We start from the raw sequence: 18488 nt of genomic DNA on the forward strand, positions 1-18488 counted from the left end.
TGGAGTTGAGTCATGATCCGCACCCTCGTCATGCCCGTGGCGCTCGCCGCTGGGGTTCTGATGGCCGGTTCGAGCGCCGAGGCGCGCGACGGCTGCGGTCCCGGCTTTCACCGCAATCCCTACGGCTGGTGCCGCCCGAATCTCGGTTATCGGCCGTTCGTCTACGTCCCGGTCTATCCGCGGGTCGGCTATCGGTGGCACTACGGCTACCGCTACCCTTGGCACCGGCGGTTCGCGTGGGGCGGCTATCGCTGGGGCGGGTTCCGCCATGCCGGCTGGCATGGGGGATGGCACGGCGGCTGGCATCATGGCGGCTGGCGCCATCGCTGGTGAACCGGTGCCGGATCCGGCCGCGCCCGTCCCCTATGGCAGGACGAGCCCCGACGCCGCGTAGGTCAGGGCCGCGACCAGGGCCGCGGCCGGCATCGTGATCACCCAGGCGATCACGATGCCCTGCGCGACGTTCCAGCGGACCGCCGAGACCCGCCGCGCCGCGCCGACGCCGACGATGGCGCCCGTGATCGTGTGGGTGGTCGAGACCGGGATGCCGAAGGCGGTCGCGGCGAACAGCGTCGCGGCGCCGCCGGTCTCGGCGCAGAAGCCCTGCATGGGCGACAGCCGCGTGATCTTCGAGCCCATCGTGTGGACGATGCGCCAGCCGCCCAGAAGGGTGCCGAGGGCCATGGCGGTCTGGCAGGACAGCACCACCCAGAGCGGCACGTGGAAGGCCCCGCTCTCGCCGTGAGCGTAGAGCAGGGCCGCGATGATGCCCATGGTCTTCTGGGCGTCGTTGCCGCCGTGGCCGAGCGAGTAGAGCGAGGCCGAGACGAATTGCAGGCCCCGGAACAGGCGGTCGACGGCGTGCGGCGTCGCGCGGACGAAGATCCACGAGACGGCCAGCATCAGCAGCAGCCCCAGGGCGAAGCCGAGGGCCGGCGAGAGGACGATGGCGGCGCTGGTGGCGATGACGCCGGGCCAGACGATCACGCCGACTCCCGCCTTGGCGATGCCGGCGCCCAGCAGGCCGCCGATCAGGGCGTGGGAGCTGGAGGACGGGATCCCGGCGTACCACGTGACGAGGTTCCACGTGATGGCGCCGCCGAGGGCGCCCATGATGACCCGGTCGTCCACCGTGGCGACGTCGATGATGCCCGAGCCCACCGTGCCGGCGACGTGCAGGCCGAAGACCAGGAAGGCGACGAAGTTGAAGAACGCCGCCCAGAACACGGCGTAGCGGGGCGCCAGCACCCGCGTCGACACGATGGTGGCGATGGAGTTGGCGGCGTCGTGCAGCCCGTTCAGGAAGTCGAAGACCAGGGCGAGGACGATGAGGACGACGAGGAGCGTCACGCGGCGACCTGCGGCTCAGACATGTTCGACGACGATGCTGCTGATCTGGTTCGCCACGTCCTCGAACCGGTCCATGACCTTCTCCAGATGGCCGTACAGTTCGGACCCGACGAGGAAGGCCATGGGGTCCCGCCCCGAGGCCTTGAACAGGGCCTTCAGGCCGTCATTGTGCAGGTCGTCGGCCCGCCCCTCCAGCTCGATGACGCGCTCGGTCAGGCTGTTTAGCGCGGCGGCGTTCTCGCCGAGGGCCCGCAGCTTCGGCAGCGCCTCGGCGGTGACCTGTGCGGCTTCCTGGATGACCGCGCCCATCTCACGCATCGCCGGCTCGAAGGTGCTGACCTCGAAGAGCTGGACCGCCTTGGCGGTCTTGAGCATCTGGTCGATGGCGTCGTCGAGGGAGCCGACCAGGGCCTGGATGTCGCCGCGGTCGAACGGCGTGATGAAGGTCCGGCGGACCGCCAGCAGCGCCTCCCGGGTGATCTCATCCGCCGCGTCCTCGTGGGCCGCGATCGCCGCGTAGGCCGCCGGCACGGCCTGAGTCCCGTCGAGAAGGGAACGCAGCGCGGCCGCGCCATCCTCGAGCGTTCGCGCGTGGCGCTCGAAGAGGTCGAAGAACCGGTCCTCCCGCGGCATCAGGGCGCGAAACCAAGCCAGCATGTCGTGTCCGGATCGAGAGGTCGGCGCGTCGGCCGGGTGCGACAACACCCGGCAGGCACAACGGGCGAAAGCGCCGACCCGATCCGGAAGCCGGCAAACAATCCGTCGGGAGCATCGCCGGCCGGCGGCCGGCCCCGCTCAGCGGGCCGGGCTGGCGGCGGCGTGAAGCCAGCCGAAATCGACCGGGTAGCCGAGCCCGTGCAGCATCTTCACCCGCTTCCACGAGGCCGACCGCGCCGAGGCCGCGTCCTGACCGGCGTCGATCTCGGCGCTCTCCATCTCCTGCAGCTCGCGGGTCAGCGCCTCGCGCAGGCCTGTGGCCTTCATGTTGCCGAGCGCGGCGGTGAACGCCTGCTCGGCGATCCGAACCTGATCACAAATCTGACGCACGCTCATCAGTACCGATCCCTCCAGCCCGGCGTGAACACTGCATTTCCGCAGTCGATCGGAGGCTATCACGCGGGCCGTCGGCGGGAGATGTACGTCTTTGGTGCAGCGCCCGTCACCGCAGGGGGAGCAGGCGGAGGCGCCGCGTTGTCCGCGGCGGGCGCGCCCAGCGCCGCTTGCGCCCGAAGGTCCGGCGGGAATCGGAGAGGCGCGCGTCCACGTCCATCTTGCGACCCAACCGCGGCTGGACGCTGGCGCCGATCGCCACCAGCGCGGCTGACCCGATCAGCGCGACGAGTACCGCGCCCCAGAACACACTCTCGAACATCAGGCACTCCCGGACCGGAGCCCCGCCGCGGACCACTCGGGGACGCGCACGATCGTGGAGGAAGCTAGAACATTCCCGGTAGTGCAATCAACGCTCTGTATCGAGCGGTATTCAACTGTCGACAACTGATTGCGTCACCTCGACCGCCCAGGGTCGACGCGGGCGCCGTGTCCTTGCGCAGGATCTGTCCTTGCGCGGGATCAATGCGCGCGCCGCCCAGGTCTCCGACGATCCCCGCGCCAGACCGGAGCCCGAACCATGCGCCTCTATCGCGTCACCTTCTACAAGACCGTCGCGGACGATACTGGCCACGAGCACCGGGTGCGGCAGCGCTCGATCCTGGTCCGGGCGTCGTCGGAGGTGTCGGCCGTCTGGCAGGCCAAGGCGCTTCTCTGCGCCGACGCCCGGGTGGTCGACTGGCGCCTGCGCGCCGACAGCTGCGAGGTCGCGGCCCTGCCGGTCGCCGCGTAGGCCCGCCGGAGCGGCCCCGCGGGCGAGAAGATCGATCCGGCAGACAGGCATCTCCGGCCCGGACGACCGGGACAATCCGGCGGATCCGGCGCCCGGGCTCCGCGACGCGGCCCCGGGATGACGGGGTGCTGCCTCCGCTCGGCCTCGAGACAGAGACCGCACCCCGACCGCAGCGTCGCCCGGTGCGGCACCGCACGCCGCGGAACCGAGCCCGTCCTGCTGTGGCCCCATTCCGCTGCGACAGCGCCCGGATCGGCGTGGCGATCGCCAGCGTCCGCTCCCGGTGCCTCGCGGTGGCGGCGACGATCCCGACGCCGCGCCCAGCGCCGTCGTCGCGGGCCGGCCCGATCGGGGCGGGTTTTACGAAGCGTTCATCCTCCGGGTGTCCGATCCGGGTTGTCAGAGGCGGGAAAGCGGAAGCGATGCCGAGCGAGACGAACCGAGTGACTCAGGATGCCCCGGCGCAGGAGCCGATCCTGGAGCTGTGGCGCATCCTCGCCCTCGCGCTGATCGTCGCGGCCGGCATGCTGTTCGTCCATCTCGTCGTCCCCGCCGAGGCAGACGCGGCCGCGGCCCCGGTCGCGACGGCGCAGACCGCGGGTGAGCACACCACTCGGTAGGCAGCGCCCTCTCGGAGGACGCCCTACGCGGCACCCGAGCGACCTGTCCGGCCGAAGCGGCGCAGCGAGAGACCTGCCGGGCTGAGCCGGTCACGCCCCGATCGAGTCCTGATCGATCGAGTTCCTGGCAGGACGCGAGGCGCCGCGGCGCCTCACTGCATCGGCAGCGGGACCGCCTCGACGGCGACGTCGCCGATGCCCCGGTCGGCGAGGGCCGCGCGCAGGGCATCGGTCAGGCAGGTGCCGGCCGTGAAGGCGCCGAGCGCCGAGCCGTGCCGGTCCGCCTCGCGGGGGCGGGGGCCGATCAGCTGCACCACGCGCCGGGCAATGGCGGGCGCCGGGTCGATCCAGGTGACCGGCCAGGGCGCCACCGCCTGGAGGCGCGGTAGCAGCAGCGGGTAATGGGTGCAGGCGAGGCAGACCACGTCGGTGCGCCGCCCGTCGGCCTCGGCGACGAAGCAGGGGGCGATCTCGGCGGCGAGGGCGGCGTCGTCCACCGGCGCGCCCGCGAGCTCGGCCTCCGCGAAGCCGGCGAGGTTCTGCGAGCCGACCAGCGTCACCGCGCAGGTGCCGGCATAGGTCGCGATCAGGTCGTGGGTATAGGAGCGCGCCACCGTGCCGGGCGTCGCCAGCAGCGTGACGAGCCGCGAGCGCGTCGCCTCGGCGGCCGGTTTGATCGGCGGCACGACCCCCACGAAGGGCGTGGTGAAGCGCTGGCGCAGAGCCGGGAGGACCAGCGTCGAGGCGGTGTTGCAGGCGATCACCACGAGGTCGGGCCGGTGGGTCGCGACCAGCCGTTCCATCACCGTGAGGACGCGCGCGACGAGGGTCGCCTCCGAGAGCCGGCCGTACGGGAAGGCCGCGTCGTCGCCCACGTAGACGTAGCGGGCGTCCGGGCGGGCGCGGCGCACGGCGTCGAGAACGGTCAGGCCGCCGAGGCCGGAATCGAACACCAGGATGGTCGGCTCGGCGGCGCAGCGCAGCGCGGCGGCGGACAGGCTGGCCCCGGCCATCAGATCGATCCGCATGAGAACCCCGGACTCCTCGAAGAGCGTCCCAAAATCTCGGCAGCGAGGGTTAAGGCAGTCTCACTGCGGCGAGAGAAAGACCCGTGATCCCCAACCCGTTCCGTTAACCGCCGCGCGGCCGCGGCGAAGAAGCCGGGGACGCGCAGGTGGCCGCCCGACCTCGACGTCGAGCGAGCCCCCTGTCGCGGAAGAGCGCTGTCGCAGAGGTTGTCGGAGCACGGCCGGAACATATCTTCTGCGCGCCGGCCAAGGTCGAGAAGACGGTTCTCGGTCAGGCCCGAAACAAGGGACCATCGTCATGGCAGCGACAGCCGCACTGCGCCCGGACGAGACACGCGACCCTGCGGCACCGGCCTTCCCGCCGCCGCCGGTCACCGCCCGGCCGATCGACCGGGCCGCCTGGATCGCCGCCTACCGGCAGGTCCGGAGCGAGACCGAGCGCCGCGCCGCGCCGCTCTCCCCGGAGGATCAGCAGGTCCAGTCCATGGCCGACGCCAGCCCGACCAAGTGGCACCGGGCGCACGTCACGTGGTTCTTCGAGCAGTTCCTGCTCCGGGAGCACCTGCCGGGCTACGCGATCTACGACGCGCGGCTGCACTATCTGTTCAATTCGTACTACGTGGCGGCGGGTCCCCGTCAGCCGCGCATCCAGCGCGGCATGATCACCCGCCCGACCATGGCGGAGGTCGCCGCCTACCGGGCCCATATCGACCGCGCCGTCGAGGCCCTGCTGGGCCAGGCCTCCGAGCGCGCCCTGGAGGCGGTGCTGCCGATCCTGGAGATCGGCCTCTACCACGAGCAGCAGCACCAAGAGCTCCTCCTCACCGACATCCTGCACGCCTTCGCGCAGAACCCGCTCAACCCGGCCTACGACCCGGACTGGCGGTTCCCGAAGGCGGCGGCGCAGGACGGCCAAGTCACGCTCGACCGCGCGATCGCCTGGATCGGGCACGCGGGGGAGGGCTTCTCGTTCGACAACGAATCCCCGAGGCACGAGACGCTGATCCCGGCCGGCCGGATCGATCGGGCGCTCGTGACCAACCGCCAGTGGCTCGCCTTCATGGAGGATGGCGGCTACGCCAAGCCGGAGCTGTGGCTCTCGGACGGCTGGTACGCCGGGCCGGCGGAGGGCTGGGAGGCTCCCGGATACTGGCGCCGCATCGGAGAGGGGTGGGCGACCATGACGCTGGGCGGCGAGCGCCCCGTGGACCTCGACGCGCCCGTCACCCATGTCAGCTACTACGAGGCTGACGCCTACGCCCGCTGGGCCGGCCGCTTCCTGCCGACCGAGTTCGAGTGGGAGGTCGCGGCCCGCGACGGCGGCCTGCCGGACGCCTTCGGCCTCGTCTGGCAATGGACCCGCAGCGCCTACGTCCCGTATCCGGGCTACCGGCCACTCCCGGGCGCGCTCGGCGAGTACAACGGCAAGTTCATGGCCAACCAGTTCGTGCTGCGGGGCTCGTCGGTGGCGACTCCCGAGGGCCATGCCCGGCTGCCGTACCGCAACTTTTTCTATCCGCACCAGCGCTGGCAGTTCACGGGCCTGCGCCTCGCCGATGCCGCCTGACGCGCCCCGGAGCCGCCCTTGACCATCAAGCCCACCTTCACCGACGCGACGCCGGTCACGCTGGACGCGCCGCCGCTGAGCTTCCTCGACGACGTCCGCGCGGGCCTCTCGAAGCCCCAGAAGGCCCTGTCGCCGAAATACTTCTACGACGCGGCCGGCTCCGCGCTGTTCGAGGCGATCACGCAGTTGCCGGAATACTACCCGACCCGCACGGAGATCGGCATCCTCGAGGCCTGCGGCCCCGAGATCGCCGCGCTGCTGCCGGCCCACGCGGCGCTGGTGGAGTTCGGCAGCGGCTCGACCGTGAAGCTGCGCCGGCTCCTGCACCATCTCGACACGCTGGCCGCCTACGTGCCGGTGGACGTCTCGGGCGAGTTCCTGCGCGGGCAGGCGGAGGCCCTGCGGGGCGACTTCCCCGACCTGCGGGTCGAGCCGGTCGTCGCCGACTTCACCCGCGACTTCGACCTGCCGGAGAGCCTGAACGGCCTGCCGCGCGCCGGGTTCTTCCCGGGCTCGACCATCGGCAATTTCGACCCGCACGAGGCCGAGGCGCTGCTGCGCCGGTTCGGCCGGATCCTGGGGCCGGGCGCCCACATGATCGTGGGCGTCGACCTCGTGAAGGACGCCGCGGTGCTGGAGACCGCCTACGACGACGCGCAGGGCGTCACGGCGGCCTTCAACCTCAACCTGCTGACCCGGATCAACCGGGAGCTCGCCGGCCGCTTCGAGCCCGGCGCCTTCAGCCACCGGGCGGTGTTCAACACCGACGCGTCGCGGATCGAGATGCATCTCGTGGCCCGCGACGCGCAGGCCGTGCGGGTCGGCGCCGACACCTTCCGCTTCGCGGCGGGCGAGACGATCCACACTGAGAGCAGCTACAAGTACACGCCGGCCACGTTCCGGGCGCTCACCGAGCGCGCCGGCTGGACGTGGCTGACGGTCTGGACGGACCCGGAGCAGCTGTTCTCGGTCCACGCGCTCCGGCTGGACTGAGGGTCGGCCGGGCAGGGGACGCGACCCATGCGTTTCAGCCCGCGCTGGTTCCTGCTGGTGGCGCCGGGTCTCGGCGCCCTGGCGGGACTGCTCTACGGGGCGATCTTCGGGATCGCCCCGCTGACCGGCACGGCGATCCGCGGCGCGATCATCGGCACGCCGATCCTGCTCTACGAGCGCCGGCTGCTGGCGCCGGGCCTGCGCGACCGCGTCCGCGGCCTCGCGACGCCGCTGTTCCTGCTCGCGACGGTCGCGCTCTACATCGCGCTCATCGTCGTCGGGAACGCCGTGGCCAGCACGGTGCTGAACCAGCTGTTCCGGTTCATGTACAGCGAGCGGAACGCGATGCTGATGTCGCAGTCCGGCCTGCTCTACGCGCTCGGCATCTCGGCCCTGGTGGTGTTCGTGTTCCGGGTCCGCGACCTGATCGGCCCCGGCGTCTTCGCCAACCTGCTGATCGGGCGTTACCACCGGCCGATCAGCGAGGAGCGGATCTTCCTCTTCCTCGACGTGACGGGGTCGACGCGCTTCGCCGACCGGTACGGCGACCGGGCCGCGCAGGCCTATCTCGGGCAGGTCTTCAACGCCCTGGCCCTGCCGGTGGCGCGCGCCCGCGGCTCCATCGATGACTACGTCGGCGACCTGGCGCTGGTGACCTGGACGATGGAGCGGGGCCTGCGCGACGCCGCCTGCCTGCGCTGCGTCTTCGCGTTCCAGGAGCGGCTCGCCGCCGAGGCGGAGAACTGGCGCGGCCGCTTCGGACAGGTGCCACAGTTCCGCGCGGCGCTGCATTGCGGGCCGGTGGTCACCGCCGAGATCGGGCTGGAGCGGCACAAGATCGCGTATTTCGGCGACGTCGTGAACACGACGGCCCGGCTGGAGGCGCTGTCGAAGACCCTGGGGGTCGACGTCCTCGTCTCGGCCGACCTCCTCGCCCGGATGGGGCCGCTGCCGGACGACCTCGTGGCGGAGGATCTCGGCAGCCACGCCCTGCGCGGCCGCGCCGAGCCCCTGGCCGTGGCGGCGGTCCGGCGCCGGGTCGCCGTCGCGGCGCCGGTGCGGCCGCTGCCGGGCCGCGCCGCGACGGCCTGATCCGGCCGCGGCGGACGGCCGCTCAGGCGCCCAGCGCCTTCAGCACCGCCCGCGCGGCGCGCTCGCCGTCGAGCGTCGCCCCGCCGACCGTCATGGCGCCGCCGCCAGCCAACGCCTCGCCGGCGAAGAACAAGCGCCCGCCCACCGGCGCGCGCAGGCGGTCGCGGGCCTCCGCGTGGCCGGGGGCGGCGATCGAGTAGGAGCCCCGCGCGTGCGGGTCCGTCCACCAGCCGGCGAGGCGGCCCGCCTCGACGGCGCTCCGGGCGCCGCCGCCGAGCACCGCGACGAGTCGCTCGGTGGCGAGCGCCACCGCCTCCGCCTCGCCGGCCCGGCACAGGTCCCGCGCCAAGTCGCCCCCGAGATTGGCCACCGCCAGGGACCGGCCGAAGGGCTGCATCTCGAAGTACATGGTCGGTCCGCCCGTCGCGGCCGAGACCGCGTCGCCGAGGGCGGCTCCGTCGAGGCGTGCCGGGTCGAGGCGCAGGCCGATCTTGGTGTAGGCGCCCATCGACAGGCCGTCGAGCGCCGTCCGGGCGGCCTCCGGCAGGGCCGGCGTGAACGCCACGGCCCCGGCCTTGAGCACGCCGACCGGCACCGTGACGATCGCGGCGGCGGCCGCGATCGTGCCCCGCGCCGTCTCGACCCGGACCCCTCGGCCCGACCAGTCGATCGCCCGCACGGGGCAGCCGAGGCTGACCGGGAGGTCGGCGAAGTGCCGCGCCACGAGGTCGCCGTAGCCGTCGATCCACAGGTCGGAGCCGGACCAGAGCCGGTCGTAGTCGACGGCCGAGACCCGCTCGGGATCCTCGCCGAGGGAGAGCCGGCTCAGACCGGCCGCGGCCGTGGCGGCGTCCGGACCGCCGGCCCGGGCCGCCTCCGCCAGGGACGGGTCGCCGGCCTTCGGGGCGAGCAGCGCGTCGAGGCCGGAGAAGCCGGCGCGCCGCTGCGCCGCCTCGGCGGCGGTGGCGGGACGGCCGTCGATCACGAGCTTGCGCGCCCAGCCGTCCTCGCGGGCGACGGGCGCCTGCGCCGCCCGGGCGATCGGGGCCCAGGGGTTGCGCTCGGCCCAGTGGATGTACTCGGCGCCGGCGTCGAACCGGCACGCGGCGCCGAGCGCCCGGTCGGTGAAGGCGCGGCCGCCGATCCGCTCCCGCGCCTCGACGAGGATGAAACTCTGCCCGGCGGCCCGCAGGAGGGCGGCCGCGGCAAGCCCGGCGGCTCCGGCGCCGACGACGACCACGGGTCCGCCGCTGGCCCGGCCGCGGAGGGCCGGCATCGCCAGGAGGGGAGCAGCGAGAAGCGATCGTCGAGTCGGTGTCATGAACGCGCCCGCGCGGATCCGTCCGGAGGCGTCGGCCTCCGCGCGCGGGCTGCGCGGCGCGCTACCCGCGCGCGCCCTGGCTGCCCGAGCGCTTCTCCATCATGGCCTTGACCTGCATCAGCTGGTCCCAGACCTGGCCCGGCGAGGTGCCGAAGAAGTCGAAGCCGGCGGCGATGCCCCAGTAGATGCCGAAGCAGATGAACGGCACGAGCACCCAGGCGAGCACCTCCTCGCCGCGGCGGCGCCGCTGGCGACGCCGGCGCCGCTCCTCGCGCCGGGTGAGCTTCTTGGGGGGCGCCGGCTGCGCGACGGGGGACAGAGGTCCCTCGTGCAGGTTGTCAGTCATCGGGCGCCTCCTCGCCGCGGCGCATGCGCGTCGCGGCGGTCATAGACCGGCGGCCCCCGAGTCCGGAAGGCCGCCGGCCGGCACGCACAGCATTAGGCGCGCACGAGTGGCACCTTCGGCACGGTCCGGACGCCGCCGCCCGAGCTGCCGCCGCCACCCTTGTTGTCCTTCGGCGTCTTCTTCCGGGACGCGGTGCGGGGCTTGGCGCGCTTGTGACGCTTGGCGGCGTTGGTTACGTCCTTCTCGGGCTTGGGCGTGACCGGGCCGGCCGGGAACTCGAAGGTCAGGCCGTCCTTCGCGCCGGTCTTGGCCTCGCCGTCCTCCGGCTTGCGGACGACCACGCGCACCGCGCCGCCGTCCTTCAGCCGGCCGAACAGGACCTCGTCGGCGAGCGGCGTCTTGATGGTCGACTGGATCAGCCGGGCCATGGGCCGGGCGCCCATCGCGTCGTCGTAGCCGTGCTCCACCAGCCAGTCCCGAGCCTCGTCGGAGAGCTCGATCGTGACGTTGCGGTCGGCGAGCTGCGCCTCGAGCTGGAGGACGAACTTGTCCACCACCTTCGCCACCACCTCCTTCGGCAGGTGGCCGAACGAGATGATCGCGTCGAGCCGGTTGCGGAATTCCGGCGCGAACAGGCGGTTGATCGCCTCGACGTCGTCGCCGGAGCGCTTCGACTGCGTGAAGCCGTAGGCGGCCTTGGCCAGATCGGACGCGCCCGCATTCGACGTCATGATGATGATGACGTTGCGGAAATCGACCTGCTTGCCGTTGTGGTCGGTCAGCTTCCCGTGGTCCATCACCTGCAGCAGGATGTTGAACAGGTCCGGATGCGCCTTCTCGATCTCGTCGAGGAGGAGCACGCAGTGCGGGTGCTGATCGATCCCGTCGGTGAGCAGGCCGCCCTGGTCGAAGCCCACGTAGCCGGGGGGCGCGCCGATCAGGCGGCTCACCGTGTGGCGCTCCATGTACTCCGACATGTCGAAGCGCAGCATCTCGACGCCGAGCGAAGCGGCGAGCTGCTTGGCGGCCTCGGTCTTGCCGACGCCGGTCGGGCCCGCGAACAGGTACGAGCCGATCGGCTTGTCCGGGTCGCGCAGGCCGGCCCGGGCCAGCTTGATCGCCGAGGTCAGGGCCTCGATGGCGTTCGGCTGGCCGTAGACCACCCGCTTCAGGTTCTCGGTCAGGTGCTGGAGCACCACCGCGTCGTCCTTGGAGACGGTCTTCGGCGGGATCCGGGCCATCGTGGCGATGGTCGCTTCGATCTCCTTGATGCCGATGGTGCGCTTGCGGCGCGCCTCCGGCACCAGCATCTGCGAGGCACCGGTCTCGTCGATCACGTCGATCGCCTTGTCGGGCAGCTTGCGGTCGTTGATGTAGCGGGCCGACAGCTCCACCGCGGCCTTCACGGCCTCGGTGGTGTACTTGAGCTTGTGGAACTCCTCGAAGTACGGCCGCAGGCCCTTCACGATCTCGATCGTGTCGGGGATCGACGGCTCGTTGACGTCGATCTTCTGGAACCGGCGCACCAGGGCGCGGTCCTTCTCGAAGTACTGGCGGTACTCCTTGTAGGTGGTCGAGCCGATGCAGCGCAGCGTGCCGGAGGCCAGGGCAGGCTTCAGCAGGTTCGACGCGTCCATGGCCCCGCCCGAGGTCGCCCCGGCGCCGATCACCGTGTGGATCTCGTCGATGAACATGATGGCGTTCGGGTGCGCCTCGATCTCCTTCATCACCTGCTTGAGGCGCTCCTCGAAGTCGCCGCGATAGCGGGTGCCGGCGAGCAGCGTGCCCATGTCGAGGGAGAAGACGGTCGCGTCGGCCAGAACCTCCGGCACTTCGTGCTGGATGATCTTGCGCGCCAGCCCCTCGGCGATCGCGGTCTTGCCGACGCCGGGATCGCCCACGAGCAGCGGGTTGTTCTTCTGCCGCCGGCAGAGCACCTGGATGGTGCGCTGGACCTCGCTCTCGCGGCCGATCAGCGGGTCGATCTTGCCGTCGCGCGCCTTCTTGTTGAGGTTGACGCAGTAGGCGTCGAGCGCGTCGCCCTTCTTCTTGGCGCCGCGGGGATCGCCGTCGTCGCTCGGCCGCTCGGAGGCGCCCTCCTCGTCGGCGCCGCGCACCGGCTTCGCCTCGGAGGCGCCGGGCCGCTTGGCGATGCCGTGGCTGATGTAGTTGACCGCGTCGTAGCGGGTCATGTCCTGCTCCTGCAGGAAGTAGGCGGCGTGGCTCTCGCGCTCGGCGAAGATCGCCACCAGCACGTTGGCGCCGGTCACCTCCTCGCGGCCCGAGGACTGGACGTGGATCACCGCGCGCTGGATGACGCGCTGGAATCCGGCCGTGGGCTTGGCGTCCTGACGGCCGTCGCCGGTGAGGTTGGAGAGCTCGGTGTCGACGTAGTCGACCAGGCTGCGCTTGAGCGTGTCGATCTCGACGTTGCAGGCGCGCATGACCGCGGCCGCATCTTGGTCATCCACCAGGGCGAGCAGGAGATGCTCCAGCGTCGCGTATTCGTGCCGGCGCTCGCCNGGCGAGCGCCAGGGCGCGGTGGAGGGCTTGTTCTAGGCTGCGTGAGAAGCTTGGCAAAGCTGGCCTCTGTCCTTCGTGCCTACCGCGAGCGGCGCCTATTTCTTTTCCATAACGCACTGGAGAGGATGTTGGTGTTTGCGCGCGAAGTCCATGACCTGCGTCACCTTGGTCTCCGCCACCTCGTAGGTGAAGACCCCGCACTCGCCGACCCCGTTCTGATGCACGTGCATCATGATGTGGTAGGCGTCCTCGTGGCTCTTGTTGAAGAACCGCTCGACCACCAGGACCACGAACTCCATCGGCGTATAGTCGTCGTTCAGAAGGAGTACCCGGTACAGGCTGGGCCGCTTTGTCCGCGGCTTGGTCCGCGTGATGATCGCGGTGTTGGACCGGTCGTCGCCCCCGGGGGCGCGCGAACCGGATGCCGTGATCGCGATGCGCGCCGGCCGGTGGTCCCTCGTCGAAGTCGCGGTGCCCTGCATGGGGACCTGTGTCATGTGCGTCGAACCGATCCCTCGCTCGGAGCGGGCGCCGCCGGCCCTGACGGCCGATCCTGATCCTGGCCTGCCGGGAGCAGCGCTCAGCTCCGCGCCGATCAATCTACAGACGGTGAGCCGACTTCGCCAGACGCCTGTGCGCACTTGTCCGCCCCGCACGGCGCGTCTTCGGCGCATGACCGCCGACCCGCTAGCGTGTCGGGCCAGGACGGGCCGCGGGCGCCGGCGACCCCGCTCTCGGCCGCAGGAGTTCGCCGCTCAGGCCCAGCAGCGCGTCGCCGGCGGCGGCGGAGCGGGCCGCGGCGCGCTCTCCGGCCCGGTGCAGGTACGCGGTCTGCACCGCCAGGATCTCGGTCGGGCTGCGGGCCGCCGCCAGCGCCCCCCAGGTGGCGCCGAGGTCGTCGAGAGCCTTCTTGAACGAGTCGAGATACTCGATGCCGAGGGACTGGGCCGCCCGGCTCGCGATCCCGAACCGCCGCAGCGGCGTGCCGAACCCGAGGACGGCCGGGCCCAGAGGAAGGGCAGGGGGTCTCTGCATCGCCGATCTCCGGACCGCAGCCGAGCCGGCTGGCCATGGGCGACCGGCCGTTTCGGACCGCCGCGAGAGTGTGCGGCACGACAGCCAGCGTCAAGCTCGGGCCGGTAAGCCCCCTGCCAGGAGCCGGCTGGCGATGGCCGCGCGGCGACAGCGGGTCGGGGACGACCGGTAAGCGATGGCAGGGACGACACGATCCGGCATTCGCCGCGACCGCATTAACGGGCCTGTAACTGCACTTGCCTAACTCTCCACTGATGCAGCGGGGCCACGCGATCGGCGGGAGGCTCCGCAGGGGATACGACCGGCCGGACCGGTCTCGCGAGGCAATCAGGCGTGATGCGTAGCGTAGTAGGCCGCTCTCGATCGATTCCAGCGCTCCCGGCCGCGATCCTGGCGGCCGCGGTCCTGACGGCACTGGCCTCGCCGGCGGAGGCCCGGCGCGGCCGGCACCACCACCACGCCCGCGCGGCCGGCGGCTACAACCCGCCCTACGCCGCCATGGTCGTGGACGTGAAGAGCGGCAAGACGCTGCACGCGGTCAACGAGGACGCGCTGCGGCACCCGGCCTCCATCACCAAGGTGATGACGCTCTACCTGCTGTTCGAGCAGATGGAGCGGGGCAAGTTCGCCCTCGATTCCGATCTGACCATCTCGGCCCACGCCGCCGCCCAGGCACCGTCGAAGCTCGGCCTGCGCCCCGGCCAGACCATCTCGGTCGAGGACGCCATCAAGGCGATCGTGACGAAGTCGGCGAACGACGTGGCCTGCGCGATCGGCGAGAACATCGCCGGCTCCGAGGAGCGCTTCGCCCAGATGATGACCGCGAAGGCCCACGCCCTCGGCATGAGCCGGACCCACTACGCCAACGCCTCGGGCCTGCCCGATCCGGAGCAGCTCACCACCGCCCGCGACCTGACCGTGCTGGCCCGGGCGATCCAGGACCGCTTCCCCCACTATTACCGCTACTTCCAGACCCGGTCCTTCGCGTTCCGCGGGCGCGTGATCGGCAACCACAACCACCTGCTGGGCAATGTCCAGGGCGTCGACGGGATCAAGACCGGATACACCCGCGATTCCGGCTTCAACCTGATGACCGCGGCGAAGTCCGAGGGCCGCCAGATCGTGGCGATCGTGCTGGGCGGCAAGTCCGGAGCGGGCCGCGACCGGATCATGGCCGACCTCGTCCGATCCAGCCTGCCGCGCGCCTATGCCGGTGCCCGGATCTCGGCGCCGGTCACCGAGGTCGCGGAGCGCGCCCGCCCGGCGGTCGTCGCCGACGCGGTCTCGCGGACCCGCACGCAGGTCGCCTCCGCGGACGACGAGGACGTCGAGACCACCGGCACCACCGGCGAGCCCCTCGACCTGTCTCCCTCCAAGACGACGACGCCGGGCGGCACCTGGAAGCCGGGCCCGCAGGCGATCCCGAAGGCGGCCCAGGCCTATGCCGGCGGCGGCAACGCCCAGCCGCCCTTCCCGGGCGCGTCCAAGTCCACGGCCCGGGTGGCCTCCCTCGAGCGCGACGAGCCGCCGAAGGCGGTCTCCGGCGCCCGCGTCGTGCCGACCGCCTGGGTGATCCAGCTCGGCGCCATGGACGACGAGGGCAAGGCCCGCTCGATGCTCTCGGAGGCGCGCGCCAAGGTCGGCGGCAGCCTGTCGAAGGCGGCGCCGTACACGGTCAAGGTCGAGCACGGCGGCACCACGCTGTTCCGCGCCCGCTTCTCGGGCTTCGCCGAGCAGGATTCCGCCCAGGAGGCCTGCTCGGCCCTGAAGCGCAGCGGCTTCAGCTGCTTCGCCACCCGGAGCTGAGGCCCGCGAGACCCGACGGCGCGCCCGCGCGCCGGATACGGAACGGCCGCGACCGAGTTCGCCCGCGGCCGACGATCGGTATCTCTCTGACAACGCGCGTGGAGTTCAGCGATGTCGGTTCAGAAGCCTGTCCCGGGCCGCGTTGACGCGCGCCGCTCCCTCGGCGCTGCCGCCCTGGTCGGGGTGGGCGCGCTTCATGAGAGACCTGTGGGCCGACCGGATCTGCTCAGCGGTCGCCCCGCGCTGAAGCCCCAGGATCTCGTACGCCTCCTCCTGCGTCATCGTCCCTGGGTGCGGCGGGCGGCGCGGCCGCGGGTCGCGATCGCCCTCAGCGTCTACACGCCATCCGGGCGCCCGGCGGTCGAGATACGGCTCTAGCAGGGCGGCGCCCGCGGCGTCGCGGATCCGGCAGTGCCGCAGCAGCTCGACCACGGCCCCGGTGGGCATGCTGTCGAGCCACGCGCCGGCGCCCGGCCCCGCGATGACGCGGCCGGTGCGCAGGCTGCCGTCCGGGCGCAGGAGGGCGTCGATCAGGACCGTGCGGAAGCGGCGGTCCTGCGGGTCGCGGGGGCGGTCGCCGGATCGCGGCTGGATCAGGCGGCGGAGCCGCGCGGTCATGGCCGCCTGACCCTCGATCATCCAGACGCCGCTGAGCCCGAGCAGCGCCGCGAGGACGATGTTCCCGCGCAGGAGCAGGAACCCCGCGGCGAGCAGCGCGAAGGCGCCGAAGGTCGGCAGACGCGCCCGCCCGCGGGCGGCGTCGAGGCCCGCCCGGAGACCGCGGCGCAGCCGACGGCCGAGGCCGCCCGAGTTCTTCGAGAGCCACCACAGGGTCAGGCAGGCGAGCAGGCCGGCGAACAGCGCCATCGCTCAGCGCCGCACGCCGTAGATGGCCGACGCGCTCCCGCCGATCCGGATACTCGTGCCGTCGCCGAGATCGAAGTGCCCCGGCCGGGACGGCCTCGGCGGGCGGGTCGCGGTGTCGCAGCCGGGCTGCGGCGGCAGGCGCACGCCCTCGGGGAGGTTCTCCGGGCAGAGGCGCGCGCGGGTGGGGACCTCGCCGGCCTGCGCGGCGCCGGCGACGAGGATCAGCAGCAGGGGCAGGGGCAGGGTCAGGCGGCGGTTCGGGTGCGTCATCGCCGGTTCTCCGCGACCTCGGCGGTGGTGACGCGGACCTGCCGGATCCGGCCATCGCGCTCGACCTTGAGGGTCACGCCGGCGCCGAGGCCGGCCTCCTCGATGGCCGCCGTCAGGTCGGCGAGGCGGTGGACGGGGCGGTCATTGGCCTCGACGATCACGTCGCCGATGTCGCCGGTCTGCGGATCGACGCCGCGCAGGCCGGCCTGCGCGGCCGGGGAGCCGGGCAGCACCCGCACGATCACCACGCCGTCGATGCCGAGCCGCGCGGTGGCCGCCTCCTGGGCGGCGATGATGCCGATGCCGGGATTGCGCACCCGTCCGGCCTTGATCAGCTCCGGCACGATCCGGTTCACCACGTCGACGGGGATCGCGAACCCGATCCCGGCGCTGGCGCCGGACGGCGACACGATGGCGGTGTTGACCCCGATCAGCCGGCCCGCTGAATCGAGGAGCGGGCCGCCGGAATTGCCGGGGTTGATCGCCGCGTCCGTCTGGATCACGCCGGACAATTCGCGGCCCTCGCTCGTCGGCATCCGCCGCCGCACGGCGCTGATGACGCCGGTCGTCAGCGTGTGGTCGAGGCCGAACGGGTTGCCGATGGCGAAGGCCGACTGCCCGACCTTGAGATCCGCCGAGGTGCCGATCGCCAGCGGCGGCGGCATGTTCCGCACCCGCCCGAGCTGCAGGACCGCGAGGTCGTAGGACGGCGCCATCCCGACGAGGGTGGCGGGCACGACCTCGCCGTCGCTCATCCGGACCGAGACCGAGCCGCCGCTCCGCGCGGCGTTCTGCACGACATGGGTGTTGGTGACGATGTGGCCGGCGCCGTCCCAGACGAAGCCGGTGCCGGTCTGGGTCCCGCCCTGCTCGCCGCCCTGGTCGTCGAGGTCGAGTAAGTCGCGGTTCTGGGCGGCGCTCTGCGCGAAAACGTGAACGACGGACGGGCTCGCGCGCTCGAACAGCGCCACCGTCGAGGCCTCGGCCGGCGCCAGATCGCCGCGGGCCGTCACGGCCCGGGGGGTGTCGGCCGCGTAGAGCAGCGGCTGCAGGTAGGGCTGGGCGACGTAGAGCGCCAGCAGGACCACGACCGCGGCGAACAGGATGCGCACGGTACGATCCGGCACGGGTGTCTCCGATGCATGGGCGCGCGGGAACGCGCGCGGGCGGGCCCGCGACGGGCGGAGCCTTAAGTGCGCGTTCAGGATCGGGGCGTCAACACAGAGGGGCACCGCCGCCGACAGGCCCCTGACGTGTTCTGGCGCACGTCGGCGACCGGCGCAGACTGGCTAACGGAATGGTCATCATTCAGGAGCCACAATTCTCGCAAGTCCAGGGCAGCTCAGTTGCGCTCAATACGGACATGGAACACCGAGCCGCGCCCGGACTCCTGCCTCGGCACCGGATGCTGGTTTCGAAAACCGCCCGAATTGATCGCAAAGCTGCCGCAGAGATGCTTGCATTGACGCTCAGACCATCGATCGCCGCGGCCCCTCGGCAGAGCCCGGCGGCGGCGGTCTGAACGGTCCAAAACGGTTCGGAAGGACGAGTACAGATGGAAACCGAAGCTCTGGAACGGCCCGCGGATCTGACGATCTGGCGCACGGCCCCGGCGAGCGCCCCGCTCGCGCAGCCCGAGCGCTACCAGACCCTGCGGGAGGCGATCGCCGCCGCGGCCGGCGCCCTGGCCGACCCGGCCAAGCAGCCCTGGATCATCACCGAAGAGGGCGAGATCCTCTCGCCGAACTGGATCCGCACCTATCTGAACTGACGATCCGTCGCCCGAAGAACGGGGATACCGGGGACGGCGGCGCGAAGCCCCGCCCC

Annotated in this window: 20 protein-coding genes and 1 pseudogene; 8 read left to right on the top strand and 13 right to left on the bottom strand. The window is 72.0% G+C overall.

Annotated elements, in window-relative coordinates; genetic code table 11:
- The first annotated feature begins 12 nt into the window (after positions 1 to 12).
- A complete protein-coding gene (locus tag ACTJK8_RS26140; RefSeq protein WP_024830966.1) occupies positions 13 to 333 on the top strand; it encodes a GCG_CRPN prefix-to-repeats domain-containing protein in 321 nt (106 codons plus the stop codon).
- 30 nt (positions 334 to 363) lie between these two features.
- Here ACTJK8_RS26140 and ACTJK8_RS26145 read toward each other — a convergent pair whose 3' ends face one another.
- The 4 genes from ACTJK8_RS26145 to ACTJK8_RS26160 form a co-directional block, all read right to left on the bottom strand.
- Complete coding sequence (locus ACTJK8_RS26145; RefSeq protein WP_012317779.1) at positions 364 to 1350, bottom strand: inorganic phosphate transporter; 987 nt, start codon at positions 1348 to 1350, stop codon at positions 364 to 366.
- A gap of 15 nt (positions 1351 to 1365) precedes the next feature.
- A complete protein-coding gene (locus ACTJK8_RS26150; protein ID WP_012317780.1) occupies positions 1366 to 2007 on the bottom strand; it encodes a DUF47 domain-containing protein in 642 nt (213 codons plus the stop codon).
- A 138-nt stretch (positions 2008 to 2145) separates the two neighbouring features.
- A complete protein-coding gene (locus ACTJK8_RS26155; RefSeq protein WP_012317781.1) occupies positions 2146 to 2403 on the bottom strand; it encodes a hypothetical protein in 258 nt (85 codons plus the stop codon).
- Between the two features lie 106 nt (positions 2404 to 2509).
- The gene (locus ACTJK8_RS26160; protein ID WP_012317782.1) at positions 2510 to 2722 is read right to left on the bottom strand and encodes a hypothetical protein; all 213 of its coding nucleotides are present in this window, start codon (positions 2720 to 2722) and stop codon (positions 2510 to 2512) included.
- A gap of 258 nt (positions 2723 to 2980) precedes the next feature.
- Between ACTJK8_RS26160 and ACTJK8_RS26165 the strand changes: the two genes are divergently transcribed.
- Together ACTJK8_RS26165 and ACTJK8_RS26170 are read left to right on the top strand one after the other, a co-directional pair.
- Entirely contained in the window at positions 2981 to 3193 is a 213-nt protein-coding gene (locus ACTJK8_RS26165; protein WP_012317783.1) for a hypothetical protein, read from the top strand.
- A gap of 422 nt (positions 3194 to 3615) precedes the next feature.
- On the top strand, positions 3616 to 3813 hold the full coding sequence (locus ACTJK8_RS26170; protein ID WP_012317784.1) for a hypothetical protein: 198 nt from the start codon (positions 3616 to 3618) through the stop codon (positions 3811 to 3813).
- A gap of 152 nt (positions 3814 to 3965) precedes the next feature.
- Here ACTJK8_RS26170 and murI read toward each other — a convergent pair whose 3' ends face one another.
- Complete coding sequence (gene murI / locus ACTJK8_RS26175; protein WP_012317785.1) at positions 3966 to 4841, bottom strand: glutamate racemase; 876 nt, start codon at positions 4839 to 4841, stop codon at positions 3966 to 3968.
- 298 nt (positions 4842 to 5139) lie between these two features.
- On the opposite strand from murI, the gene egtB reads away from it, so the two are divergent.
- From egtB to ACTJK8_RS26190, 3 genes are read left to right on the top strand one after another with little or no spacing between them, the layout of a single operon-like run.
- Positions 5140 to 6408 (top strand): ergothioneine biosynthesis protein EgtB, encoded by a 1269-nt coding sequence (gene egtB, locus ACTJK8_RS26180; protein ID WP_116656945.1) that lies wholly within the window; start codon positions 5140 to 5142, stop codon positions 6406 to 6408.
- A gap of 18 nt (positions 6409 to 6426) precedes the next feature.
- Positions 6427 to 7401 carry an L-histidine N(alpha)-methyltransferase gene (gene egtD / locus ACTJK8_RS26185; protein ID WP_012317787.1) on the top strand — a complete coding sequence of 325 codons (975 nt, stop codon included), beginning with the start codon at positions 6427 to 6429 and terminating at the stop codon, positions 7399 to 7401.
- 27 nt (positions 7402 to 7428) lie between these two features.
- Complete coding sequence (locus ACTJK8_RS26190) at positions 7429 to 8493, top strand: adenylate/guanylate cyclase domain-containing protein (RefSeq protein WP_012317788.1); 1065 nt, start codon at positions 7429 to 7431, stop codon at positions 8491 to 8493.
- Between the two features lie 22 nt (positions 8494 to 8515).
- On the opposite strand, the gene ACTJK8_RS26195 is transcribed toward ACTJK8_RS26190, so the two are convergent.
- The 5 genes and pseudogenes from ACTJK8_RS26195 to ACTJK8_RS26215 form a co-directional block, all read right to left on the bottom strand.
- Positions 8516 to 9814, bottom strand: coding sequence for a flavin monoamine oxidase family protein (locus ACTJK8_RS26195; RefSeq protein ID WP_024830962.1), 1299 nt, complete (start codon positions 9812 to 9814; stop codon positions 8516 to 8518).
- Between the two features lie 61 nt (positions 9815 to 9875).
- Positions 9876 to 10160, bottom strand: coding sequence for a hypothetical protein (locus ACTJK8_RS26200; RefSeq protein WP_012317790.1), 285 nt, complete (start codon positions 10158 to 10160; stop codon positions 9876 to 9878).
- A gap of 92 nt (positions 10161 to 10252) precedes the next feature.
- Positions 10253 to 12740 (bottom strand): annotated as a pseudogene (gene clpA / locus ACTJK8_RS26205) (ATP-dependent Clp protease ATP-binding subunit ClpA).
- A 38-nt stretch (positions 12741 to 12778) separates the two neighbouring features.
- Positions 12779 to 13165, bottom strand: coding sequence for an ATP-dependent Clp protease adapter ClpS (clpS, locus tag ACTJK8_RS26210; protein ID WP_043073192.1), 387 nt, complete (start codon positions 13163 to 13165; stop codon positions 12779 to 12781).
- 205 nt (positions 13166 to 13370) lie between these two features.
- The gene (locus tag ACTJK8_RS26215) at positions 13371 to 13718 is read right to left on the bottom strand and encodes a phasin family protein (protein ID WP_012317793.1); all 348 of its coding nucleotides are present in this window, start codon (positions 13716 to 13718) and stop codon (positions 13371 to 13373) included.
- A gap of 336 nt (positions 13719 to 14054) precedes the next feature.
- Here ACTJK8_RS26215 and ACTJK8_RS26220 point away from each other — a divergent pair, with 336 nt between their 5' ends.
- The gene (locus tag ACTJK8_RS26220) at positions 14055 to 15524 is read left to right on the top strand and encodes a D-alanyl-D-alanine carboxypeptidase (RefSeq protein WP_029361563.1); all 1470 of its coding nucleotides are present in this window, start codon (positions 14055 to 14057) and stop codon (positions 15522 to 15524) included.
- 105 nt (positions 15525 to 15629) lie between these two features.
- On the opposite strand, the gene ACTJK8_RS26225 is transcribed toward ACTJK8_RS26220, so the two are convergent.
- From ACTJK8_RS26225 to ACTJK8_RS26235, 3 genes are read right to left on the bottom strand one after another with little or no spacing between them, the layout of a single operon-like run.
- Positions 15630 to 16391 (bottom strand): DnaJ domain-containing protein, encoded by a 762-nt coding sequence (locus ACTJK8_RS26225; protein ID WP_012317795.1) that lies wholly within the window; start codon positions 16389 to 16391, stop codon positions 15630 to 15632.
- A gap of 3 nt (positions 16392 to 16394) precedes the next feature.
- A complete protein-coding gene (locus ACTJK8_RS26230) occupies positions 16395 to 16661 on the bottom strand; it encodes a hypothetical protein (protein WP_012317796.1) in 267 nt (88 codons plus the stop codon).
- Entirely contained in the window at positions 16658 to 17788 is a 1131-nt protein-coding gene (locus ACTJK8_RS26235) for a S1C family serine protease (protein WP_012317797.1), read from the bottom strand. Before ACTJK8_RS26235 ends, ACTJK8_RS26230 begins: the two co-directional genes overlap by 4 nt.
- Before the next feature lie 428 nt (positions 17789 to 18216).
- Here ACTJK8_RS26235 and ACTJK8_RS26240 point away from each other — a divergent pair, with 428 nt between their 5' ends.
- Complete coding sequence (locus ACTJK8_RS26240; protein ID WP_012317798.1) at positions 18217 to 18432, top strand: hypothetical protein; 216 nt, start codon at positions 18217 to 18219, stop codon at positions 18430 to 18432.
- The last annotated feature ends 56 nt before the right edge of the window (positions 18433 to 18488 follow it).

The organism is Methylobacterium sp. 22177, assembly GCF_052045615.1.
GTDB lineage: Bacteria > Pseudomonadota > Alphaproteobacteria > Rhizobiales > Beijerinckiaceae > Methylobacterium > Methylobacterium radiotolerans.